Origin of the sequence: Bradyrhizobium sp. LB8.2 (assembly GCF_040548035.1) — a bacterium.
In the GTDB taxonomy this organism is placed as follows: domain Bacteria; phylum Pseudomonadota; class Alphaproteobacteria; order Rhizobiales; family Xanthobacteraceae; genus Bradyrhizobium.
The window spans coordinates 154,935-178,241 of sequence record NZ_JBEPQV010000011.1 but is presented as its reverse complement, the minus strand read 5'-3'; the positions used below and the strand labels follow the sequence as shown (position 1 = coordinate 178,241).

Annotated in this window: 24 protein-coding genes; 13 read left to right on the top strand and 11 right to left on the bottom strand. The window is 64.1% G+C overall.

Annotated elements, in window-relative coordinates; translation table 11 throughout:
* Positions 1–60: 60 nt before the first annotated feature.
* Positions 61–645 carry a hypothetical protein gene (locus ABIB06_RS16315; protein ID WP_247353106.1) on the bottom strand — a complete coding sequence of 195 codons (585 nt, stop codon included), beginning with the start codon at positions 643–645 and terminating at the stop codon, positions 61–63.
* Between the two features lie 269 nt (positions 646–914).
* On the opposite strand from ABIB06_RS16315, the gene ABIB06_RS16310 reads away from it, so the two are divergent.
* The 4 genes from ABIB06_RS16310 (at position 915) to ABIB06_RS16295 (ending at position 5,777) form a co-directional block, all read left to right on the top strand.
* A complete protein-coding gene (locus ABIB06_RS16310; protein ID WP_247353105.1) occupies positions 915–2,249 on the top strand; it encodes a substrate-binding protein in 1,335 nt (444 codons plus the stop codon).
* A 98-nt stretch (positions 2,250–2,347) separates the two neighbouring features.
* Entirely contained in the window at positions 2,348–3,223 is an 876-nt protein-coding gene (locus ABIB06_RS16305) for a branched-chain amino acid ABC transporter permease (protein ID WP_354049670.1), read from the top strand.
* Positions 3,224–3,234: 11 nt separating this feature from the next.
* Positions 3,235–5,082, top strand: a complete 1,848-nt coding sequence (locus ABIB06_RS16300; RefSeq protein WP_354049671.1) for a branched-chain amino acid ABC transporter ATP-binding protein/permease — start codon at positions 3,235–3,237, stop codon at positions 5,080–5,082.
* Positions 5,079–5,777, top strand: coding sequence for an ABC transporter ATP-binding protein (locus ABIB06_RS16295; RefSeq protein ID WP_247344941.1), 699 nt, complete (start codon positions 5,079–5,081; stop codon positions 5,775–5,777). The genes ABIB06_RS16300 and ABIB06_RS16295 overlap by 4 nt, the downstream gene beginning before the upstream one ends.
* On the opposite strand, the gene ABIB06_RS16290 is transcribed toward ABIB06_RS16295, so the two are convergent.
* On the bottom strand, positions 5,774–6,193 hold the full coding sequence (locus ABIB06_RS16290; RefSeq protein WP_354049672.1) for an HIT family protein: 420 nt from the start codon (positions 6,191–6,193) through the stop codon (positions 5,774–5,776). The two genes, ABIB06_RS16295 and ABIB06_RS16290, sit on opposite strands and share 4 nt — an antisense overlap.
* A gap of 90 nt (positions 6,194–6,283) precedes the next feature.
* Here ABIB06_RS16290 and prmC point away from each other — a divergent pair, with 90 nt between their 5' ends.
* Both prmC and ABIB06_RS16280 read left to right on the top strand, forming a co-directional pair.
* Positions 6,284–7,180, top strand: coding sequence for a peptide chain release factor N(5)-glutamine methyltransferase (prmC, locus tag ABIB06_RS16285; RefSeq protein ID WP_354049673.1), 897 nt, complete (start codon positions 6,284–6,286; stop codon positions 7,178–7,180).
* Positions 7,181–7,639: 459 nt separating this feature from the next.
* Entirely contained in the window at positions 7,640–8,425 is a 786-nt protein-coding gene (locus tag ABIB06_RS16280; protein WP_354049674.1) for a DUF4167 domain-containing protein, read from the top strand.
* 160 nt (positions 8,426–8,585) lie between these two features.
* Here the strand turns inward: ABIB06_RS16280 and ABIB06_RS16275 are convergent, their stop codons facing one another.
* On the bottom strand, positions 8,586–9,332 hold the full coding sequence (locus ABIB06_RS16275; RefSeq protein WP_247344951.1) for a class I SAM-dependent methyltransferase: 747 nt from the start codon (positions 9,330–9,332) through the stop codon (positions 8,586–8,588).
* A 108-nt stretch (positions 9,333–9,440) separates the two neighbouring features.
* Here ABIB06_RS16275 and gloB point away from each other — a divergent pair, with 108 nt between their 5' ends.
* The gene (gene gloB / locus ABIB06_RS16270; protein WP_354049675.1) at positions 9,441–10,208 is read left to right on the top strand and encodes a hydroxyacylglutathione hydrolase; all 768 of its coding nucleotides are present in this window, start codon (positions 9,441–9,443) and stop codon (positions 10,206–10,208) included.
* A 23-nt stretch (positions 10,209–10,231) separates the two neighbouring features.
* A complete protein-coding gene (locus ABIB06_RS16265) occupies positions 10,232–10,654 on the top strand; it encodes a cupin domain-containing protein (protein ID WP_354049676.1) in 423 nt (140 codons plus the stop codon).
* A gap of 33 nt (positions 10,655–10,687) precedes the next feature.
* On the opposite strand, the gene yddG is transcribed toward ABIB06_RS16265, so the two are convergent.
* From yddG to ABIB06_RS16250, 3 genes are all read right to left on the bottom strand, one after another.
* A complete protein-coding gene (gene yddG, locus ABIB06_RS16260; RefSeq protein WP_354049677.1) occupies positions 10,688–11,557 on the bottom strand; it encodes an aromatic amino acid exporter YddG in 870 nt (289 codons plus the stop codon).
* An 85-nt stretch (positions 11,558–11,642) separates the two neighbouring features.
* Complete coding sequence (gene phbB / locus ABIB06_RS16255) at positions 11,643–12,368, bottom strand: acetoacetyl-CoA reductase (protein WP_247444637.1); 726 nt, start codon at positions 12,366–12,368, stop codon at positions 11,643–11,645.
* Between the two features lie 251 nt (positions 12,369–12,619).
* Entirely contained in the window at positions 12,620–13,798 is a 1,179-nt protein-coding gene (locus ABIB06_RS16250; protein WP_247344968.1) for an acetyl-CoA C-acetyltransferase, read from the bottom strand.
* Positions 13,799–14,102: 304 nt separating this feature from the next.
* Between ABIB06_RS16250 and phaR the strand changes: the two genes are divergently transcribed.
* Positions 14,103–14,699, top strand: coding sequence for a polyhydroxyalkanoate synthesis repressor PhaR (gene phaR, locus ABIB06_RS16245; protein WP_247344971.1), 597 nt, complete (start codon positions 14,103–14,105; stop codon positions 14,697–14,699).
* A gap of 44 nt (positions 14,700–14,743) precedes the next feature.
* On the top strand, positions 14,744–15,394 hold the full coding sequence (locus ABIB06_RS16240; RefSeq protein WP_354049678.1) for a class I SAM-dependent methyltransferase: 651 nt from the start codon (positions 14,744–14,746) through the stop codon (positions 15,392–15,394).
* A gap of 16 nt (positions 15,395–15,410) precedes the next feature.
* On the opposite strand, the gene ABIB06_RS16235 is transcribed toward ABIB06_RS16240, so the two are convergent.
* Positions 15,411–16,298, bottom strand: a complete 888-nt coding sequence (locus ABIB06_RS16235; RefSeq protein ID WP_354049679.1) for a branched-chain amino acid aminotransferase — start codon at positions 16,296–16,298, stop codon at positions 15,411–15,413.
* A 118-nt stretch (positions 16,299–16,416) separates the two neighbouring features.
* On the opposite strand from ABIB06_RS16235, the gene ABIB06_RS16230 reads away from it, so the two are divergent.
* A complete protein-coding gene (locus ABIB06_RS16230) occupies positions 16,417–17,352 on the top strand; it encodes an alpha/beta hydrolase (protein ID WP_354049680.1) in 936 nt (311 codons plus the stop codon).
* A gap of 9 nt (positions 17,353–17,361) precedes the next feature.
* On the opposite strand, the gene ABIB06_RS16225 is transcribed toward ABIB06_RS16230, so the two are convergent.
* On the bottom strand, positions 17,362–17,610 hold the full coding sequence (locus ABIB06_RS16225; RefSeq protein ID WP_354049681.1) for a hypothetical protein: 249 nt from the start codon (positions 17,608–17,610) through the stop codon (positions 17,362–17,364).
* Positions 17,611–17,826: 216 nt separating this feature from the next.
* Here ABIB06_RS16225 and ABIB06_RS16220 point away from each other — a divergent pair, with 216 nt between their 5' ends.
* Positions 17,827–18,699: a hypothetical protein gene (locus tag ABIB06_RS16220; protein ID WP_354049767.1), complete on the top strand. Its 873-nt coding sequence runs from the start codon at positions 17,827–17,829 to the stop codon at positions 18,697–18,699.
* A 20-nt stretch (positions 18,700–18,719) separates the two neighbouring features.
* Here ABIB06_RS16220 and ABIB06_RS16215 read toward each other — a convergent pair whose 3' ends face one another.
* Complete coding sequence (locus ABIB06_RS16215) at positions 18,720–19,280, bottom strand: carboxymuconolactone decarboxylase family protein (protein WP_354049682.1); 561 nt, start codon at positions 19,278–19,280, stop codon at positions 18,720–18,722.
* Positions 19,281–19,567: 287 nt separating this feature from the next.
* Positions 19,568–20,032, bottom strand: coding sequence for an Lrp/AsnC family transcriptional regulator (locus tag ABIB06_RS16210; RefSeq protein WP_354049683.1), 465 nt, complete (start codon positions 20,030–20,032; stop codon positions 19,568–19,570).
* Between the two features lie 163 nt (positions 20,033–20,195).
* Here ABIB06_RS16210 and ABIB06_RS16205 point away from each other — a divergent pair, with 163 nt between their 5' ends.
* Positions 20,196–21,209, top strand: a complete 1,014-nt coding sequence (locus ABIB06_RS16205; protein WP_247344998.1) for a 1-aminocyclopropane-1-carboxylate deaminase — start codon at positions 20,196–20,198, stop codon at positions 21,207–21,209.
* Positions 21,210–21,418: 209 nt separating this feature from the next.
* On the opposite strand, the gene recQ is transcribed toward ABIB06_RS16205, so the two are convergent.
* Positions 21,419–23,284 (bottom strand): DNA helicase RecQ, encoded by a 1,866-nt coding sequence (recQ, locus tag ABIB06_RS16200; RefSeq protein WP_247345001.1) that lies wholly within the window; start codon positions 23,282–23,284, stop codon positions 21,419–21,421.
* Positions 23,285–23,307: the final 23 nt, after the last annotated feature.

The window sequence follows — 23,307 nt, the reverse complement described above, 5'->3', positions numbered from 1 at the left end:
AGCAAGGACGGCCAGGCGGAACCAACCGACCGGCGCCGCGAATACACAAATATCGCCGCCCTATTCGAAGTTGGACAGCAGGATCTTCACCAGGATGACCTGAAACGCAATCGGGATGCGGACGCTCTTTCGCCGGATCGAGCGCTGGAGCGCGCTGGCAATCTCGGCGCTGGTCAAGGCACCGACGGATGCATTGGTAATCAACTCCGCCCACATCTGCGACAACGAGCCGCCGTGCGGGATCACCGGCTTGATGGTCACGCCACAGCCCTGCGCCCAGTCGACGATCTCCCGCATCGTGTGAGGACCGCAATTGCGCGCGGTCGCGAGGCGTTCAGCCGTCAGCGCGCGCAGCAGTTCGCGCGAGGGCGACCAATTCCCCTTCGGCGGCTGCTCGGCAGTGAGCTCGACCGCGAGCTCCTTGAGAACGTTCTGGGCACGCACGCTCAGCTTCTTCATCGGGCCAGGTACGCGCTTCGCCTGAACGGGGCCGACGATGGGCCCGCGCCGGCGCGGATCGGGCAGGCGCGAGGCATCGCCGGACTGCGGTGTCGCCCGCTGGCCGTTGACCTCTTCCGCCGGCCACGCCGCCTCCGGCCGCTCCGCTCCTTGCGGCCAGGACTGTCGCTTCCGGGCACCTGTCACTGTCGTCTGCCGCGCCATTTCTCTCGTCGAACCCGCCAGTCTCGTACTCACAAAGACTAATATATATCGTGATCCGATATGTTTTCACGAGATAATTTTCGTTATTCGACCAAAGACGAAATTGACAGAAGGCGTTCACAAGCAATGTCTACGTCCAAGAGCTACACGCGGACGTGACGTGCCCGGCGCAGCAGGCCAGCGAGGTCGGCGGCGCCGGACAGGTCGTGTTCGCGCCTGCAAACAAGAACAAATGTTCGGAGGAAACAATCATGACTGACAATCTCATCCGCCGCGGCCTCTCGCGCCGTGGCCTGCTTCAGACCACCGCGGGTCTCATCGGCGGCGCGGTTCTGCCCGGGATGCCGGCGTTTGCCGAGGACAAGCCGGCGATCGGGTCCTACCCCGCGGGGGTCTCGGGTTCCACCGCCTTCATCGGCATCTCGGTGCCGCGCACCGGCACCTACGCCGTGCAGGGCGAGGACGAACTCAAGGGCTATCAGCTCGCGATCGAGCACATCAACAGCGGCCATGATCTGATCAAGAAGATATCGCCCAAGACCAGCAAGGGCGTGCTCGGCAAAGAGCTGAAGTTCGGCGTCGCCGATTCCGCGGCCAAGCCGAACGAGGCGGTACAGGCGCAGCAGCGCTTCATCAGCGAGAACAAGGCGATCATGATCACAGGCGGCACGTCCAGCGCCGTCGCGGTCGCGCTCAACAAGCTCGCCCAGCGTGAGCACGTGCTGTTCGTGTGCGGCATTTCCGGCTCGAACGACACCACCGGCAAGGATTGCGTTCGCTACGGCTTCCGCCAGAACTTCTTCGGCCAGACCGCAGCTGCGGCGATCGGCCCGGTGATGGTACGGGAGTTCGGCAAGGGCAAGAAGGCGGCGTATCTGACGCCTGACTACACCTACGGCCACACCGTCACCAAATCCATGCAGGACTTCCTCGCGACCGCGGGCTGGACCACCGTGACCAACCAGGTCGCGCCGCTCGGCGCGCCTGATTATTCCTCCTATCTGCTCAACGTCGCGAACTCCGGCGCCGACGTCCTGATCAACGTCAACTGGGGCCACGACGCCGTGCTGTCGACCCAGCAAGCCAAGCAGTTCGGCGTGCTCGACAAGATGAAGCTGGTCGTTCCCTACCAGGTGCCTTTCATCGCGCGCGAAACCGGCGGCCTGATGCAGGGCGTCTACGCCGCCACCGACTATTGGTGGACGATCGAGGACAAGTTCCCGCTGGCCAAGATGTTCAACGAAGCCTTCGAGAAGAAGTACGGCTACAAGCCGGAATGGGGCGCGGAGAACGCCTATGTCAGCTTCGCGCATTGGGCCCACATGTGCGAGCAGGCCGGCAGCTTCAGCCCGCCCGACGTGATCAAGGCCTACGAGAAGGGCGAAACCATCCCCTCGCTGGTTGGCGACGTGCATTACCGCCCCGAAGATCACCAATGTGTCCGCCCCGTGATCATCGTCAAGGGCAAGCAGCAGAAGGACATGAAGAACAAGGAAGACTGGTACGACGTCGTCGAAATCGTCCCGGGCGAAGGCCTGATGCAGAAGCCGGACGCGTTCGGGTGCCATCTCGGCGACTACACCTGAGCCCGCACTAACCCCTGTGACGCCGCGGGCTGCACTCTGGACCTGCGGCGTCACCTTTTTTGATGCGCCCCTTCGCGTGTTACAATAGCGATCGTTGCATGATTAATTGGCCCAATCTCGTTTCGCAGCTTTTCAACGGGCTCGCGCTCGGCGCCCTGCTCGCGCTGATCAGCTCCGGCCTGACCATCATCTACGGCACGCTCGGCGTGCTCAACCTCGCGCATGGCGCGATGTTCATGATCGGCGGCTATGCCGGCTTCGTCGCCTACCAGTACACGGAGTCGTTCATTCTCGCCGTCATCGCGGGCTCACTGTTCGTGATGCTGCTCGGCGTCCTCATGGAACGCGTCATCATCCGCCATTTCTATCACCGCCCCCATGAGGATCAGCTGCTCGTGACCTTCGGGCTCGGCATCTGCTTCGTCGAGCTGGTGCGCCTGATCTTCTCGAGCCAGTCGCAGCTGGTGCCGCCGCCGGCGCTGTTCCAGGGCATTACCAATCTCGGCTTCATGTTCTATCCGACCTACCGCCTCGCCGTGGTCGGCATCGTCGCGATCGCGCTCGGCGCACTGTTCATCATCCTCTACCGGACCCGGCTCGGCATGATCGTGCGCGCCGGCATCGAGGATTCGGTGATGGTCGACTCGCTCGGCATCAACGTCTACCGCGTCTTCATGGTCGTGTTCGGCATTGGCGCAATGGCCGCCGGCTTTGCCGGCATCGTCAACGCGCCGGTGGCGTCGCTGACACCGGGCATCGGTGACGACATCCTGGTCCAGACTTTCGTGGTGGTGGTGATCGGCGGTGTTGGCTCTTTCCCGGGCGCGATCCTCGGCGGCCTGATCGCCGGCGAGATCATCAGCGTCACCTCCATGTTCAACCCCGGCTATGCCTATGTGATGCTGTTTGCAGCGATGGCGCTCGTACTCGTGGTGCGACCGCATGGCCTGCTCGGCGTCCAGGGCCGCGAGTAAGCGATTTCCTGATGCTCAAGCAACGCCCGTTCCTGATCGAAGCCCTGACTGCGATCGGCTTGATCGCAGCCCCCTTCGTGCTGCCCCATCTCGGCTTCGCGCCGAACACCGTGAACCGGATCCTGGTCTGGGGCCTGTTCGGGCTCGGCTTCGACATCCTGTTCGGGTTCACCGGCTTGCTGTCGTTCGGTCAGTCCGCCTTCTACGGCACCGGCGGCTTCGTCGCCGCCTACCTCCTGACCCGCGCCGGCTTCGGCAACGTGCTGGGCGCGCTAATCATCGGCATGATCGCAGCCGCTGCGACCGGCTATCTGATCGGTCTGATCGCGTTGCGCCGCACCGGCATCTATTTCGCCATGATCACCGTGGCGATCGCGGAAGTGTTCTTCTTCGTCGAGTTCAATCCGCTCTCCGACTTCACCGGCGGCGAGAATGGCCTGCCCGGCGTGCCGACGCCGAGCTTCAATCTCGGCTTCACCACCATCCACTTCACCAATGGCTGGTCGCTCTATCAGTTCATCGCGCTGTGCTATTTCGTCGGCGTCGTCATTGCGCTCAGGATCGTACGCTCGCCGGTCGGCGCCATCTTCAGCGCGATCCGCGACAATCCGCTGCGCGCCACCGCGGTCGGCCACAACATCCACGGCTACAAGCTGACCGCCTTCGTGATCGCAGCCGCTTATGCGGGCTTCGCCGGCGGCCTGCTCGGCGTGCTCCAGGCCTTCATGCCGCCCGACGCCTTCACCTTCGATACCTCCGGCCAGCTCGTGATGCAGACGGCCATCGGCGGCCGGGGCACGCTGTTCGGACCGCTGGTCGGCGCAACTGTTTGGCTCTTCCTTCAGGATTTCCTCCAATCCGCGCTGGGTCTCGGCGCAGCCTGGAAGCTGGTGCTGGGTGTCGTGTTCGTGCTGCTGGTCTGCTTCCTGCGCGGCGGCATCATCGGCGGTCTTGCCGATCTCTACCGCCTTGTCTCGGGCAAGCAAAAGCGGACGGACGCGGAGATAGAGCAAGAGGCCGCTGACGCTGAGGCCGCGCAGCAACCCGCACCGGCGCCGAAGCAGGCCAAGGAGGCCAAGCAACCCGCCTATTCCGGACCGATCCTGAAAGCCACCGGCCTGACCAAGCGCTATGGCGGCCTCGTTGCCAATAGCGACATCGATTTCACCGTCAATCAGGGCGAGCTGCGCGGGATCATCGGTCCCAACGGCGCCGGCAAATCGACCTTCTTCAAGATGCTGACCTGCGAGATCGCGCCGACCTCCGGCCAGATCGTGTTCGAGGGGCGCGACATCACGGGATTGAGGGTCACCGAGGTTTGCCAGCTCGGACTGACCAAAAGCTACCAGGTCAACCAGCTCTTCACCGGATTGACGGTACGGCAGAACCTGACGATCGCCGCGCTCGCCGAGCTGCGCGGAAAATTCCGGCTCGACCTGTTCCGCAAGCTCTCCGGCGTCAAGGGCCTGACGGAACAGGTGGAGCACACGCTTGCCCTCGTCAACCTGACCCGCCGTGCTGATACGCCCGTATCGGAGCTCGCCTATGGCGAGAAGCGCAGGCTGGAGATCGGGCTCGCGCTCGCGACGTCGCCGCGCCTGCTGCTGCTCGACGAGCCGCTTGCCGGCATGAGCCCGCGCGAGCGGGTCGAGACCGTCAAGCTGCTCAAATCGATCGCGCGCGGGCGCACCATGATCATCATCGACCACGACATGGATTCGCTGTTCGAACTGGTCGAGCGCGTGACAGTGCTCCAGGAAGGCAAGGTGCTGCTCGACGGCACGCCCGAGGAAATCAAGTCCAACGCCGCCGTGCAGGAAGCCTATCTCGGCGGTGTTCACGGAGAGATCGCCGCATGAGCCTGATCGAGGTCAACGGCCTGAACAGCTATTACGGGGACTCCCACATCCTGTTCGACGTCGCCATGCATGTGGAGCGTCATGAGGTGGTGGCGTTGCTGGGCCGCAACGGCGCCGGCAAGAGCACCACGCTGAAGAGCCTGATGGGCGTCGTGACGCCCCGCAGCGGCAGCGTGAAGTTCGACGGCATCGACATCGCCGGGCGCAAGAGCCACAGAATCGCGCAGGCCGGCATGCAGCTCGTGCACGAGGAACGCCGCATCTTCGGCGGCCTGTCGGTGGAGGAGAATATCATCCTCGCCGGGATCACTGCGCCGAAACGCTGGCCGCTCCAGCGCATCTACGAAATGTTTCCGCGGCTGAAGGAGCGGCGCAACAACCGCGGCACCGAGCTCTCCGGCGGCGAGCAGCAGATGCTCGCGATCGCACGGGCGCTGGTGCGCGATCCCAAGATCGTGCTGCTGGACGAGCCGTTCGAGGGGCTTGCGCCCGTCATCGTCCACGATCTCGTCAAGGCCTGCCGCGAGCTCGCGGCCGCCGGCCAAACCATCGTGCTGGTCGAGCAGAACCTGGCGGCCACGCTGGCGCTGGCGACGCGGATCTACATCATCAACAACGGTCACATCGTGCACGAGGGGCCGGCGCAGGAGCTCAAGGCCCAGCCGGAGCTGCTCCAGCGCTATCTCGGCGTCTAGATCGCGGCGATCATTCGCCTGGCGTGATCGGCGAGCACGGCCATGTCTTCCTTGCGCGTCTGCGCCGGCAGCAGCTCGATTCCGGCCCTGACCGGCATGACGTGCATGTGCAGGTGAAAGACCACCTGACCACTGGCCGGCTCGCTGAACTGCTGAAGGATGATGCCTTCGGCGCCGAAGGCCTTCATCGCGGCAATCGCGATCCGCTTGGCGGTTCGGGCGACCGCGGCGAGGTCGTCATCCGCGATATCGAGAATGCCGCGCGCCCGCGCCCGGGGAATGACCAGCGTGTGTCCGGGCGAGCGCGGCATAATGTCGAGGAAGGCGAGGCTGCGCTCGTCCCTGAAAACCTCGAAACAGGGTATCTCGCCGCGCAGGATCTTTGCGAAAACGTTCTGATCATCATAGGGCGCCATGGATCCCTCCTTCGCTGCGAGGCGCGATCTGACGCGCTCGTTTCCGTTGACGCAAGCAAGCCCGGCGATCTATCCACGGTGCCAGGCAGGATGGTTCCATTGGCGGCCGATTTCGAACCCGGACACAGCATCGAGAGTGCGCGGCGCGCGCTTGCGGCACGGCTGCAATCGGCCGGCATCGAGCAGCCCGCCCTTGATGCGCGCCTGCTCGTCGGGGCTGCGCTGAGGCTTGATCTGACCGGCTTGGTCACGCAGGCAGCCCGGCAACTCACAGCTGAAGAGGCCGCGCGGCTCGAAGCATCCGCGAAGCGCCGGCTCGCCCATGAGCCGGTCGCCCGCATTCTCGGCGCTCGGGAATTCTGGGGCCTGCCGTTCCAGCTATCCGAGGCAACGCTGGTGCCGCGGCCGGACACTGAGACCGTGGTCGAACTGGCGCTCGAGATCTTTCGCGGCCTCACGATATCGGGGCAGCGCCCGCGCATCGCGGATATCGGCACCGGATCGGGCGCTATCCTGCTCGCGCTGCTGCACGAAATTCCCGGCGCCTTCGGTGTCGGCACCGATCTCAGCTTGACCGCGCTCAAGACCGCCAGAGACAACGCCGCAGCTCTGGGTTTCGCCGACCGCGCCAGCTTCGTCGCCTGCTCCTACGCGGCGGCGCTTCGCGGCCCGTTCGACCTCATCGTCTCGAACCCGCCCTACATCCCGTCGGCCGAAATTCCGAAACTGAGCATCGAGGTGCGCGAGCACGATCCGCATCTGGCGCTCGATGGCGGCAATGACGGTTACGACGCCTATCGCGCCCTGACCCCGCAGGCCGCCGAACGTCTCGCCCCCGGCGGAGCACTGATCGTCGAGGCCGGACAGGGCCAGGCCCGAAATATTGAAACCTTGATGACGGCCGCTGCGTTGGTGGTGGACAGTTCGCCCAAGGTCGATCTGGCGGGCATCCCGCGGGCGGTTTCGGCCCGAAAAATGCCCCCATAAAAGCCGGATTGGGCTGCAAAAAACCTCTTGGAATATCCCTTGGGAACGACTACCTTCTGATCAACAGATCGGTGCCGGCCCCGTAGACCTACGGGCGAAAGCCGGGGTCTCTCGAGCGAGAGCCTACCGATAAAGGTTCCAAACCGCAGGTCCTGTTGAGCGCGATGGCCATTGAGCTGCGCTGCTTACCGACCGCAACGTGAACGAAAGCCTGATATTGAGCTTTAAGACTTACGCAACAAAGCTAGGCTTGTTTCGGCAGGCGATATGAATGGGTTCGCTGGCGATAGATGCTGGCGGTGGGGAACGCGTCTTTGTTGAACGCGACGGTCGACGAACATCGGCAGGGATCAATCTGTTTGCGTGCGGTGCGCGCGAGCGATGTGAACCGCTGTCATCAGGTCACTCTCAGCAATCAGTGATGCGTGCAACCTTTAGGGCTGGAATTAAAGGCAGGACATGAGAAACGGTCAGAACAAGCAGCGGATGCGCAACCGCAACAACAATAGTAGCAACAATAACAACAACAATAACCGGCGCGGCCAAAACCCGATGACCCGGGTCTACGAGTCCAACGGACCCGACATCAAGATCCGCGGCACGGCTTCGCATGTCGCTGAAAAGTATCTTCAGCTCGCGCGTGACGCGCGCTCCTCCGGAGACCCCGTTGCGGCCGAGAACTACTACCAGCACGCCGAGCATTATTTTCGCCTGATCGCGACGGCTCAGGAGCAGTTCCGCCAAAACCAGCAGCCGCGCGGCGACGAGCCCATCAGCAACAGCAGCGGCGACGACAGCGAAGACGACGGCGAGAATTTCTCGAATTTTGGCCAGGAGCCGGGTTTCGTCCCGCAGCCGCCGCAGCCGACTTTCGTGCGCGACCGCGATGGCCAGCGAGATCATCAGCAGCGAGATCATCAGCCGCGCGACAACCAGCCTTATCAGCGCGACAACCAGCAGCCGCGCGAACATCGCGAGCGCGACCATCGTCCGCAGCCGCAATATCAGCCGCAACCGCAGAACCAGCCGCAGCCCGTCGTCGTCGCCGAGGCTGGCAACGTCGATCGTCTGCCCTCCTTCATCACCGGCCCGCAGCCGCAGTTGACCGGCGCCCCGGGCGCCGGCCTTGAAGGCGCTGCTGGCGGCGAACGCTTTCCGCGGCGGCGCCGCCGGCCGAATGGCCCGCGCCCCGAGCGCGAAGCCGCTCCGGCGGCCTCGAGCGACGAAGTGGCCCCCGGCGAGTAAGCCGCAACCGTTTCGCCAGATATTCTGACCTGAATCGTCCCGGTCTTGCCGGGACGATTTTTTTAGAGCGTTTTCGAGCGAAGTGGATACCGGTTCGCGTCAAGAAAACGCGTCGAAACAAGAAACTAGAGCTCCGTTCCGATGCAACCGGAACGGAGCTCTAGCTGCGCGTCACGCTTGTCGAGGACGGCACCAGCACCGGCTTCGCCAGCGAGGGAATCAGCCGCGCCCGCTCGCGCTTGGCGGGGATCGCGCGGTAGACCTGCTTGGTCGCCTCGACGATGTGCACGCCCGCGAAGGGCAGCGACAGCGCCGCGCCAGCGCGCTCCCACATCTGTGCGGATTTCAGTACCCAGCCGCCGGCATAGGGCGGCATGAACAGCGCCTCGCCCCATGCGGTCGGGGTAAACCAGGTCTGGCGCAACAGGTCGGTGATCTGCGAGCGCGAATAGGGCCGGCCGTGACCGAACGGCGTGCTGTCGGTGCGGGTCCACACCCCGCGCCGGTTCGGGATGACCGCGATCATCCGGCCGGACGGCGACAGCACGCGCCAAGCCTCGCGCAGCAGCGCGGCCGGATCGTCCGACATTTCCAGCGCGTGGACCAGCAGGATGCGATCGACCGCGGCGTCGGGAAGCGGCAACGAGAATTCATCCACCAGCGAGGCGAGCGCCGGCCGTCCGGTCGGCCATTTCAAGACGCCCTGCGCCGACGGCATGAAGGCGATGCAGCGCTCCGCATCCTCGCGGAACAACCCGAGATAGGGCGTGGGATAGCCAAAGCCGAGCACGCGCTGGCCCTCGATACGCGGCCACCGCTCCCTGATGCCGCGATTGATCATTTGCCGCGCCACAATCCCGAGGCGGCGGGAGTAGAACTCGCGGAGGTCGACGACATCAATGGTCATGACGGCAATGTAACATGCACGAGGTGGACCCTGCGCGCGGAATATTGCATTGCCTGCGCAACGTTAACGCCATATTTGTCTGGCGGGGCTGAGCGCGATGGAGATGACATGGCTGCCGAAATTCGTACTTTCACCTGTTTAAACGACAATTTCGGTTATCTGATCCACGATGTGGAAACCAAGGCGACGGCGTCGATCGACGCGCCGGAGGCCGGTCCCATCCTGAAGGCGCTGGAGCGCGAGGGCTGGCAGCTCACCGACATCCTGATCACCCATCATCATGGCGATCATGTCGGCGGGGTGGCCGAGCTCAAGCAGAAATACAATTGCCGCGTCGTCGCGCCGCATGACAAGACGACTAAGATCGCAGACGTCGACTTGCGCGTCGCCAATGCCGAAATCGTCAAGGTCGGCAGCTTGCTGGGGCGGGTACTGGAGACGCCCGGCCACACGCTCGACCACATCTCCTACGTGTTCGACACCGAGAAGGCGCTGTTCGCCGCCGACACGCTGTTCTCGATCGGCTGCGGCCGCGTGTTCGAGGGCACCTATCCGATGATGTGGGATTCGCTTTTGAAGCTGCGTGCCCTGCCCGACGACTTCAATCTCTATTGCGGCCATGAATACACGGCATCCAACGTCAAGTTCGCGCTGGCCGTCGACCCCGACAATGCGGCGCTGCAGGCGCGCGCGGCGGAGGTGGCGAAGCTGCGGGCCGAGAACAAGCCGACCGTTCCCTCACTGCTTGGTGAGGAGAAGCGAGCAAACGTGTTCCTGCGCGCCGACGAACCGTCGGTCGCAGCCAGGCTGCACATGAAAGGCGCGGATGCCGCCGCGGTGTTCGGCGAGCTGCGCGAGCGCAAGAACAAGTCTTGAAGATCAAATCCTGACGGGAATCGATGCCGACCGCAGCCGAGATCATCGCGCGCCTCGAACTCCGCCCGCATCCCGAGGGCGGGCATTACCGCGAGACGTTTCGCGACCAGACCACGGACGCCAACGGCCGGTCGCGTTCGACCCTGATCTACTTCCTGCTCGCGCGCGGCGAGCGCTCGCACTGGCATCGCATCGATGCAGTCGAGGTCTGGCACTATTACGCCGGCGGCGCGCTGACGCTGCGGATCGCCCATAACGGCTGCTCGCAGCATGAAGTGCGCCTCGGCACGGACCTTGTGAGCGGTGAGCGGCCGCAGGCGATCGTGCCGGCGAATGCCTGGCAGACGGCCGAGACCACCGGCGAGTGGACGCTGCTCGGCTGCACCGTGGCGCCCGCCTTCGAGTTCGCAAAGTTCGAGCTCGCGCCGAAGGGCTGGGAGCCTTAAGGCACCACAGTTCCGGCTTGCCCCGGCATGACGCTACCGCTTCCGCAGCACCATGTCCTTTGCCGCGATCAGGCCGCCGCCGGCGATCAGGATCGCGGCGATGGCGATGTTGGCGCTGGCTTTTGCAAAACCGGCGGCGATGAGGAAGCCGGTCGAGAGCAGCGGCGTCGCGTAGGACGCGGCGCCGAGCACGCGGATGTCGCCGCGCTTCATGCCGATGTCCCAGGCGTAGAAGGCGGCACCGACGGGGCCGATGCCGAGCGCGATCACCGAGAGCCATTGCAGCGTGGTGTCCGGCCATACCGTGGTTTCAAGCAGGCCATGCATCAGCGCGGCAAGCACCGCGGTGGCGAGGCAGAATCCCGCGACCGCATCGGTCGGCACCGCCTTCAATCGGCGCGACAGCACCGAATAGGTCGCCCACACGAAGGCTGCGATGAAGGCCGCAACCAATCCCGGCAATTGCCCCTGCGCGAAGCCGGAGGTGCTTCCGGCGAACAGCAGCACGGTGCCGGCGAGGCCGAGCACGGCGCCGACGATGTGATGCACGGCAAGCCGCTCGCCTGGCAGCAACGACGAGAACAGCACGATCAGGAGCGGCCACAGATAATTCAGCAGGCCGGCTTCAGCCGGCGGCGCGAAGCGCAGTGCGAGGAAATACAGCGCGTGATAGCCGAACAATCCGCCGACGCCGACGGTCCACACGACCAGTGGCTGACGCAGGCTTTTGGCCGCCTCGCCGCGACCGATCCAGGTGAGCAGACCGACCAGACCGCCGATCGCGAACGTCATCGCGGCCAGCTGGAACGCCGGGATCGTTCCGGTCGCCACCGTCATCACTGACAGCAGCGACCACATCAGGATCGCGGTCAATCCGATCAGCGTCGCAGTGCGGGCGGTCATCAATCGAGGGCTCTGAGGACGCGGATGCCCGGCACGAGGCCGGGCATGGCGTCTTCATTATAGCTTTGTTGCGCCAAACGCCATATCAGGCGTGGTACTGGCCGCCGTTGATGGTCAGCGTCGAGCCGGTGATGAAGCCGGCCTCGTCAGCTGCGAGGAACACCACAGCGCGCGCGATTTCCTCGGGTTCGCCAAGACGATTCACCGGGATCTGCGGGATCACGTTCTTTTCCAGCACGTCCTTGGGCACGGCCTGCACCATTTCGGTGTTGATGTAGCCCGGCGCGATCGCATTGACGGTGATGCCGCCCTTGGCGTTCTCGATCGCAAGCGCCTTGGTGAAGCCGATGTCGCCGGCCTTTGCGGCGGAATAGTTGACCTGGCCGAACTGGCCCTTCTGGCCGTTGATCGACGAGATCGAGATGACGCGGCCGAACTTACGGGCACGCATTCCTTCGATCACCTGGCGCGTCATGTTGAACAGCGAGCCGAGGTTGGTGTTGATCACGGCGTTCCACTGGTCGAGCGTCATCTTGTGGAAGGCGGTGTCACGGGTGATGCCGGCATTGTTGACGAGCACGTCGACGGGACCGAGATCTGCCTCGACCTTCTTCACGCCTTCGGCGCAGGCGTCGAAATTGCTGACATCCCATTTGTAGACGGCGATGCCGGTCTCGGCCTTGAACTTCTCCGCCGCGGTGTCATTGCCGGCATAGCTCGCCGCGACCTTGTACCCCGCCGCCTTCAGCGCCTTGCTGATCGCCGCTCCGATGCCCCGCGTACCACCCGTCACCAATGCAACTCGTGCCATATCGTATTCCTTCCCTTGGACTCTTCCGACGTTTCTGAGTGATCGTTTTTAGTGATGGATTATGCGGCTGGTTGGACGGACATCAAGGACAAAACGCCCGGCGTTGAGCCGGGCGTTTGTATTTAGTCGAGGGTTGCGCGGTTGCGAAGAATATTTGATTTGCAACCGCTGCCTTTTTAATCGCGTGCAACGCACTCCGTCACGTGTGCAGCGCACACGCAAATTACGCGTCAGTTACGCGTAAGCTATCTTCAGTCGCGCGCCAGACACATCGCGATACCCATGCCGCCGCCGATGCACAGCGTGGCAAGGCCCTTCTTCGAATCGCGCTTCTGCATTTCGTGCAGCAGCGTCACCAGCACGCGCGCGCCGGAGGCACCGACCGGATGGCCGATCGCGATCGCGCCGCCATTGACGTTGACCTTGGAGGTATCCCAGCCGAGGTCCTTGTTGACGGCACAGGCCTGCGCCGCGAAGGCTTCGTTGGCCTCGATCAGGTCGAGATCGCCGACGTTCCAGCCGGCCTTCTTCAGCGCGGCGCGCGAGGCCGGGATCGGGCCAGAGCCCATGATCTTCGGATCGACGCCCGCCTGCGCCCAGGACACGATGCGCGCGAGCGGCGTCTTGCCTTCCTTGGCGGCCTGCTTGGCAGTCATCAGCACCACGACAGCAGCGCCGTCATTGATGCCGGAGGCCGAACCCGCGGTAACCGTGCCGTCCTTCTCGAAGGCGGGACGGAGCTTCGCCATCGCATCAACCGTTGCGCCATGGCGCGGATATTCGTCGGCGCTGACGACGACATCGCCCTTGCGTCCCTTGATGGTGACGGGAACGATCTCGTCGTTGAATTTACCGGCCTTCTGCGCGGCTTCGGCCTTCTGCTGCGAGGCGACCGCGAACTCGTCCTGCTGGGCGCGGGTGATCTGCCACTGCCGCGCAACGTTCTCGGCGGTGTTGCCCATGTGATAGCCGTTGAAGGCGTCCCACAGGCCGTCCTTGATCATGGTGTCGATGAACTCGACCGCGCCCATCTTGACGCCGCCGCGCAGGTACTGGGCGTGCGGAGCCATGCTCATGGACTCCTGGCCGCCGGCGACCACGATCTCGGAATCGCCGTTGAGCAGCGCCTGGTAGCCGAGCGCGACCGTGCGCAGGCCCGAGCCGCAGAGCTGGTTGACGCCCCAGGCCGGGCTCTCCACGGGAATGCCGGCCATGATCGAGGCTTGGCGGGCCGGGTTCTGGCCCTGAGCTGCGGTCAGGATCTGGCCCATGATGACTTCCGAAACCCGACCGGGCTCAATGCCACCGCGCTCAAGCGCGGCCTTGATGGCGATCGCGCCGAGATCATGGGCGGGAAGGGTCGCGAACGCTCCGTTGAAGCTTCCGACCGGGGTGCGGGCGGCGCTGACGATAACGACATCGTCTGACATGGGCATCTCCTGGGGGTTGAATGGGGCAGACGGGGCTGGGGAAACGGCTCGCCAGTCTCGAACGGCATCCTGTTAACGTCGTTGAGGCAAGTCAATCGGCCGGCGACCGAATTCATGCCGCAGCGCATTCAAAATAGCGTTCTGGGTGCTTTCGCAAGCACGTCTTTGCTGCCCGATTAACCGTGGCGCACAAAACGGTAGCGTGACCCCTTTGAAAATGCTTATTTTGTTGCGTTGCGTACTCTTCCCGCCCTGCGGCATTGCCCGACAGGTTCCCGTTCTCCGCGCTTGCAAGTGAGAGCCCATGGCGAAATCAGACCAACCCACCACCATCAAGAAATACGCGAACCGCCGGCTCTATAATACCGGGACGAGCACTTATGTGACGCTGGAAGACCTCGCCTCCATGGTCAAGGACGGGGAAGATTTCCTGGTCTACGACGCCAAGACCGGCGACGATATCACCCGCTCCGTGCTTGCCCAGATCATCTTCGAGCAGGAGAACAAGGCCGGCCAGAACCTGCTCCCAACCACCTTCCTGCGCCAGCTGATCCGCTTCTACGGCGACAGCATGCAGATGGTGGTGCCGAAATATCTGGAGCAGGCAATCGCGTCGCTCACTCAGGAGCAGGAAAAGTTCCGCAAGCAGATCGCCACCTCGCTGTCTGGAACTCCGTTTGCGCCGCTGGAGGAACAAGTCCGCCGCAACATGGAGTTGTTCCAGCAGACCTTCTCAATGTTCAAGCCTTTCGCGCCCACTCCGGGCCGCCCCGCGGGTTCCGCGGAGCCGGGCCCCGATGCGACCCCCGAGGTGCCAAAGGACAGCAATATCGACGATCTGCGCCAGCAGATGAAGGACATGCAGGAACGCCTTGAGCGGATGTCGAAGAAGGACGAGTAGATCGTTCTTATGCGCCGGCTCCCCGGCAAGCCGGAGGACGCACGATGTCCGACCGAAGCACGCATTGGGACAATGTCTACGCCACCAAGGGCGAAGCCGAGGTCAGCTGGTTTCAGAACACTCCGGCGACCTCGCTCGCGATGATCAGAGCGGCCAATCCGGACCGCGAGGCCGCCATCCTCGACATTGGGGGCGGCGCATCGCGGCTGGTCGATGCTCTCCTGCTGGACGGATATCGCGACGTCGCCGTGCTGGATCTCTCCGCCAATGCGCTTGACGCGGCCAGGAAGCGAATCGGCGCAGCCGCTTCAATGGTCGACTGGATCGTTGCCGACGCCACGACATGGCGCCCGGCGAAGACATACGATCTATGGCACGATCGGGCGGCGTTTCACTTCCTGACCGAGTCCCGCGACAGGACCGCTTACATCGAGCGCCTGCGGTCGGCGGTTGCGCCCGGCGGCCACGTCATCATTGCGACGTTTGCGCTCGGCGGCCCTGAGAAGTGCAGCGGCCTGCCGGTGCAGCGTCATGACAGCGCGAGCCTTGCGGCGGAGCTCGGGCCGGCGTTCGAACTGGTCGAAACGCGCAACGAAGCGCATCAGACGCCATGGAATTCGACGCAGGCGTTTCAGTTCAGCCGGTTTAAGCGGCGCAGCCAGCTCCCGCCATCGCCAAGTCTGCCCCTGGCATGACGACGGAAAGTGCGAATCAAGCCGCCAGCTTCACCGCATGGGCAAAGTCCCAATAGAGCTTGCGCGCGCGTGTGTAGAGCGGGCCCGGCTTCAGCTCGCGGTCGTCGATACGGATCACCGGCGCGACTTTTGCGAAATTGCCCGTAGAAAAGATCTCGTCGGCGGCGAGGAAGTCGGCATAGCGCAGCGTCTTCTCGACCACGGTGACGCCGTCGGCACGAAGCAGGCTGATGACGCGCTGGCGCGTGATGCCGTTGAGAAAGGTGCCGTTCGGCACCGGCGTGCAGACCACGCCATCCCTGGCCATGAACACGTTGGAATTGCCGAACTCCGCGACATTGCCGAGCATGTCGAGCATCAGCGCGTTCTGGAAGCCGCGCGAGGCGGCTTCCGCCAGCGCGCGCGAATTGTTCGGATAGAGGCAGGCAGCCTTGGCCTCGACCGGGGCGCATTCGGCGGTGGGCCTGCGGAATGGCGACAGCGTGATGGCGTTGCCGACCGGTTTTGGCATCGGCGCCTCGTAGATGCACAGGCACCAATCGGTGGTCTCGGGATCGAACAGCACGCCGCCGCCCGAGCCGTTCCGCGCCCAGTACATCGGACGGACATAGAGCTCGGCATTCGCCGCGAAGCGCGCGATGCCCTCATTTGCGAGTGTCAGCCAGGTGCCGGTATCGACCACCGGCTTCAGGCCGAAGTTGATCGCGGATCGATTGGCGCGGGCGACGTGACGGTCGAGATCGGGCGCGACGCCTTCGAACGCACGCGCGCCGTCAAACACGACCGAGCCGAGCCAGGCCGCATGCGTCCGCGGGCCCATGATCGGCACATTGCCGTCATGCCATTTGCCCTCGAAGAAGGTCCAGCTCGGCGAATATTCGATGGGCTTTTTGATCTCGGCCATGACCGGCCTCCCCTTGGCGTGGTGCCGTATTATAGCGCCACTATTGGACGCAATTTCTAAATGATTCCCTGCGGGAAAATGATGAGTTACCCTCTCCCACAAGGGAAACGGAAGCACCATGCCGCTCGATCCGCTCGCAAAGCGTTTGTTGACCATGATGGCTGCGGCCGCGCCGCGGGCGCGGAGCCGGCCGAGCGTGGAGGCGCGGCGCCAGTCATTGACAAAGCTGATGCAGTTCGCGCGCACTGATGCACCTGACGTGACGACGTCGGACGGCGTGCTGCCCGGTCCCGGCGGCGCGCTGCCCTACCGCCTCTATTCACCCGCAAGCGCCGGCGATCGCGCGCCCGGCTTCGTGTTCTTTCACGGCGGCGGGCTCGTTGCCGGCAGCATTGCCACGCATGACCGCATCGCGGCGGCGCTGGCGCATGCGACAGACTGCCGTCTCGTCTCGGTCGATTACCGGCTGGCGCCCGAGCACAAATTTCCTGCCGCCGTGGACGACGCGATCGCCGCGACCGAATGGGTAGCGCGCGAGGCCTCATCGCTCGGCATCGACGCCGAGCGGCTGGTGCTCGGCGGCGATTCCGCCGGTGCAACGCTCGCTGCGATCGTATGCCAGGAGGCGGCGCAGACCGCAGGCCTCAGCATCGTCGCGCAATGCCTGATCTGTCCGGTGCTGGATTTCGAGGAGGCCTCACCTTCTCGCGAGGAATTCGCCGAAGGTCATTTGATCGATCGCGCCACCATCGAAGCCGACCTCGCCGACTATCTACCCGAGGGCTTGGACGCCGCCGATCCCCGCATCTCGCCGCTGCGCATGACACGGCTCGCGGGTCTGCCGACCGCGATCATCCACACCGCCGAATACGACCCGATGCGCGACGAGGGCAATGCCTATGCGCGCAAGCTGCTCGCCGCGGGCGTCGCCGTCGAGCACGTCTGCCACGACGGCATGGTTCACAATTTCCACGCCATGGGCGCAATTTTGCCGCAGGCACAGCTCGTACTGTCGCAGATCGGCGAGCAGGTCAGGCGGGCGGTGGCGAAATAAAAGCGCGAATCAAACGCGCGCGTCGAGCACGGCCCTCGCTGCCACAACATATTCAGGCCAATGCGCATCCGCATAACGCTCGGCCTGCCGTGTGCAGGTGAGGTCGGGTGCATGTGCGGCTGCGATCGTACGCGCGAAGCGTTCTTCTGCGACCGTCACGTCACCAGGTTCGGCCGACGGTACTGCGGCGGCCACGGCATTCGGAGCGACAGCGAGGCCAGCCAGACCAGTAAGCAGGATGCGGCGTGACGTGTTCATGGCTGTCGTCCTTCCAATGTCCGGCCTGCACTCCGGCCGGCGAGTGTGTCGATGTGATCACGGTAGGGTAACCGCGCGCAACCGCGCAGTCCACCGCTAGCGGATGATGCTTGACCAGACGCGTGATCACGTTCCATCTATCGAGCGATTCCGTCATTAGGGCGTCAGGCGTCGGATTGTCACGTGTCCTATCATAGCCGATCGCGTCTTCAGGCTTTGCGGGCTGCCGCGACGGGACTGTTTTGCCTGACGATGTCGGCAGGCGCCGCCATTGCCGCCGACGAGGAAGAAGATGCGCCGGCAAAGCCGGCTGTGCCGAACATCTATCTCGATCTCCGCACGATCTATGCAACGATTCCCGCGGGCACGCTCGGGCTCGGCTTCGGCAGCACATCCTTGTCGGCCGCATTCGAAGCGCTGGCGGCGCGCCGGGGCGCGACCTTGCCGAGCGGCTTGCCGGCTGCGAAATCGACTGCCGTCGATCTGCCGCTGACCGTCGACGTCAGCGATCGCGTGTCGCTGTATGGCGGCGTGTCCGGCTCGACGACGGACCTAGGCGGCGGCTGGTCGGCGTTCGACGTCACGAGCTGGAACATCGGTGTGCAGGCCGATCTCTACCAGCAGAACGGCGGAAAGATCCCGACAATCACGCTGCAATCCACCCTGACGCAATCGGTGCCCAACGAGCAGGGCATGACGAATTCGTTCAACAACATCCTTGAGTTCGACTACGCGCTCGACGAGGACGAAACACGCGGATGGCTTGCCGGTGTGCAATACACCTACACCGACATTGCCAGTCCGGTCGTCCGCATCCGGCCGAACACGATCCTCTATGCCGGCGGCTATTATCAATGGCCCAGCAACTGGAAAATCACGGGGCGCCTGGGCGTGCAGTCGTTCGGCGGCGCGCAGGTCGCGGCCCGGACGCTGGCGGAGCCCTTCACTCAGCCGATCCTGCGCCTCGATCTCGACCGCATGGACGACAACGACAACCGCCTGTTTGGCATCACCGCGCAGATCGCCTGGCTGCCGAAGCCGTCCTACCAGGTGACGTTGCGCACACCGCTCTACGCGGTGCGCAACTAGCCGCCTCGGTGGCGCGTCGTCTACTCCGGCACCGGCACGTCGAAGGTGTTGAGCGTGACCGAGACCATGCAATAGACGCCGACGAGATAGGACAGCTCGGCCGCGCCGTGCTCGCCGAACTCCTTCACCGCAGCCCGCCAGGTCAGTTCCGGCAGCACGCCGCCGCTGACCAAGGCGGACGCCACGTCGTAGGCGACCGCCTCCTGCTTGCTGAGATCGACCGGCCGCTGTCCGGCGACGATGGTCGCGAGCTTCTCGTCGGAAAGGCCGCGCTGCTCGGCGACCAGCACATGCGCATAGAGCTCGTAGCCGGAGCGGAAATGCGAGCCGGTGACGAGGATTGCGACCTCGCGCACCGGCGCCGGCAGCAGCGGATTCGCCGCGATCGCCTTGACCAGGTCCCACACCGGCTTGCCGAAGCGCGGCTCGCGGATCCAGGGATTCCACGGCCCGAGCAGCGCGCCGTCGTCGCGCATGTTCACAAAGCCCTTGAAGTGGTCCGTGATACCCGCTCGCATGTCGTCATAGAGCGGCTTCTGTTCGGCACTCAGGTCTTTCGGATCGAGAATGGGAAGGCGCACGGCGGGATCTCCTCGTTGAGAAGTGCTGACACTCACCTACGTTGTTGTGTGGAGCAAGTGAAGTTGCCGTGACGGCCGTGCGATTTTGCAAGTGGTGTAGAGACACCAGCACAACCATGCTATGTCCCGCTACCTCTCATTGGCGAGGCATAGGATCTCGAGAAACGAGGATGGAAAGAGATCGCAAAAACCGATGCATGGCACGAAGGCGGGAGCTATCTGCTCCACTGTACACGTCTAGCTGGGCCGCGCGCGGCCCACAGCAGGCGTTGCCCGTAATTGATGGCTCAAAATTCCAGCGGCGCGTTGTCGACGACTTCCTTCATCACGAAGAAAGTGCGGGTCTGGCGCACGCCGGGCAGCGCGATGAGTTGCTCGCCATGGATGCGGTTGAAGTCCTCCATGTCGCCGACGCGAATCTTGAGGAAATAGTCGAAGTCGCCGGCGACGAGGTGGCAGTCGAGCACGAATTTCAGCCTGGTGATCGCCTGCTCGAAGATCGCAAAGCTTTCCGGCGTCGAACGGTCGAGCACGACGCCGACCATCACCAGCGTGCCCTTTGCCACCTTCTTCGGCGCGACCATGGCGCGGACGGCGGCAATGAAGCCGTGCTCGAACAGGCGCTGGGTGCGTCGATGGCAGGTGGCCGGGCTGATGGCGACGGTTTCCGCCAGATCGGCGTTGCTGAGCCGGCCGTTATTTTGCAGCAATCGCAACATCTTAAGGTCGATGCGATCGAGACGAGTGGACATGGAAGAAACTTCCGCCGTTAGGGCCAATCTCGAAAGGAATAGCACCCTTTGACGCCGGTTGTGCAAGATAGAGTGCGGTACAGACGCAATATTTGAAAGCACCTTTTCGCAGTGCGATGGTAGCCAATTTCCAGACACCAACGCCAATCGGGATGACCTGACGATGCTCGAAGAATTCGCGCGCTATCCGCTGACCTTCGGTCCGACCCCCATCGAGAAGCTGGAACGGCTATCAAAGCATCTCGGCGGCAATGTCGAGGTCTATGCCAAGCGCGAGGACTGCAATTCCGGCCTCGCCTATGGCGGCAACAAGCTGCGCAAGCTCGAATACATCATCCCCGACGCGATCGCCTCCAACGCCGACACGCTGGTGTCGATCGGCGGCGTGCAGTCCAACCACACTCGCATGGTCGCGGCGGTCGCCGCCAAGATCGGCATGAAGTGCCGCCTGGTGCAGGAGGCGTGGGTGCCGCATGAGGACGCCGTCTATGATCGCGTCGGCAACATCATGCTGTCGCGCATCATGGGCGCCGACGTGCGCCTGGTCGACGACGGCTTCGACATCGGCATCCGCAAGAGCTGGGAAGAGGCGATCGACGAGGTGAAGGCGGCGGGCGGCAAGCCCTACGCGATTCCCGCCGGCGCCTCCGTGCACAAGTTTGGCGGCCTCGGCTACGTCGGCTTCGCCGAAGAAGTGCGCAAGCAGGAAGCCGAGCTCGGCTTCAAGTTCGACTACATCGTGGTCTGCACCGTCACTGGCTCGACCCATGCCGGCATGCTGGTCGGCTTCGCCGCCGATGGCCGCGCGCGAAAAGTGATCGGCATCGACGCCTCCTTCACCCCGGCGCAGACGAAGGCGCAGGTGCTCTCGATCGCGCAGAACACGGCCAGGCTCGTCGAGCTCGGCAAGGATCTCGTCGCAGACGACGTCGTGCTGATCGAGGATTACGCTTATCCCGCCTATGGCGTGCCGTCGGAAGAGACCAAGGAGGCGATCCGTCTCACCGCGCGTCTGGAAGCCATGATCACCGACCCCGTCTACGAGGGAAAGTCGATGCAAGGCCTGATCGACCTTACGCGGAAGGGCTATTTCGAGAAGGGCGCGAAGATCCTCTACGCCCATCTCGGCGGCGCTCCGGCGCTGAACGGCTACGGGTATGCGTTCCGGAACGGGTAAGGTAGGCCGCACCTCGCGCCTCCACTCCGCTGTCGTCCCGGACAAGCGTAAGCGCAGATCCGGGACCCATAACTACAGGGAGGTGTTTGGCGAAGACTTGCAGCTCGGTACTCCTACCGATCGCAACCGATAAATCACGCGGTATGGATCTCGGATCTGCGCTCCGCTTCGCTGCGCTTGTCCGGGATGACGGCTGAGGTGTGGCGCGGCTACCGCGTCCTGACAATCTGCAGCAGCTCGTCGCCGTAATGCTCGAGCTTCTTGTCGCCGATGCCGGGCACATTGCGCAACTCGTCCAGCGTGGTCGGCCATGCGCGGACGATGCCGTCGATGGTGGCGTCGTGCAGCACGACATAGGCCGGCACGCCGCGCTCGCGGGCAATGTCCGAGCGCCACGCGCGCAACCGCGCGCGCAATTCAGGATCGACATCCCCCTGCGACGCGTCGGCCGCCGGCGCCAGATCACCGCGGCGGGCTTTCGTGCGGCTGCCACGGCTGCGGGTGGCGGGCGCCTCCTCGCGCAGCCACACCTCGGTCTCGCCGCGCAACACGCCGCGTGACTGTTCAGTCAGCTTGAGCGCCCCAAAAGCCTCGCTGTCGCTCTGCAAGTGCCCCATCGCCACGAGCTGCCGTAGCACCGTGCGCCACTGCTTCTCGTTGAGCTCGCGTCCGATGCCGAACACCGTAAGCTTGTCGTGGCCGAACTGCGTCACCTTCTCGGTGAGGCGTCCGATCAGCACGTCGATCAGGTGCATCGCGCCGAAACGCTGGCCGGTGCGGTAGGCGCAGGACAGGAGTTTTTGCGCCAGCACCTTTCCGTCGCGCATTTTCGGCGGCGTCAGGCAATTGTCGCAATTGCCGCAGCTATCGCCCATCACGATCTCGCCGAAATAGGCGAGCAGCCGCCGGCGCCGGCAGTGCGCTGTTTCGGCGAGGCCGACCAGCGCATCGAGCTTGCCGATCGAGACCCGCTTGAAGTCGTCGGAACCGCTCGACTCGTCGATCATGCGGCGCTGCTGCACGATGTCGGAGAGGCCATAAGCCATCCAGGCGGCCGATGGCTTGCCGTCGCGGCCGGCGCGGCCTGTCTCCTGGTAATAGGATTCGATGCTCTTGGGCAGGTCGAGATGGGCGACGAAGCGCACGTCGGGCTTGTCGATGCCCATGCCGAAGGCGACGGTCGCGACGATGACGATGCCGTCCTCGTTGAGAAAGCGATCCTGGTTGCGCGAGCGCACGCTGCTGTCGAGACCGGCGTGATAGGGCAGCGCCGCAATGCCGGCGTCCGCGAGCGCAGCCGCAACCTCCTCGACCCGTTTGCGGGACAGGCAATAGACGACGCCCGCATCTCCCGCGTGACGCTCCCGGATGAATTCCTTCAGTTGCGACACCGCGTTGCGCTTGTCGACGATCTCGTAGCGGATGTTGGGCCGGTCGAAACTGGAGACGAATTGCGGACTGTTCGCAAGCTTGAGCCGCTCGACGATCTCCTTGCGGGTCAACTCGTCCGCAGTCGCGGTCAGCGCGATGCGCGGCACGCCGGGAAAGCGCTCGGCGATGATCGAGAGGCCGACATATTCGGGGCGGAAGTCGTGACCCCATTGCGAGACGCAATGCGCCTCGTCGATCGCAAACAGCGCTACCTTCGCCCGCGCCAGCAGCGACAGGCAGCGCGGCGTCACCAGCCGTTCCGGCGCGACATAGAGCAGGTCGAGATCGCCCGCGATCAGGCGCCGCTCGATGTCGGAGGCTTCCTGCGGGGTCAGCGACGAGTTCAGCGCGGCGGCGTTGACCCCGGCTTCGAGCATGCCGGCGACCTGGTCGCGCATCAGTGCAATCAAGGGCGACACAACGATACCGCAGCCTTCACGCAGCAGCGCCGGCAATTGATAGCACAGCGACTTGCCGCCGCCGGTCGGCATCAGCACCAGGCAATTGCCGCCGTCGGTGACGTGCCGGATGATCTCGCCTTGCGCGCCGCGGAACCCGGGCAAGCCGAACACCGAATGCAGCACCGACAGCGCATCGCGGCCCTGGGCCGGCGCAGGCAGCTGAGCGGTGGAGGGAGAGGACATGGGCGTGATGAGACGTTGAGATT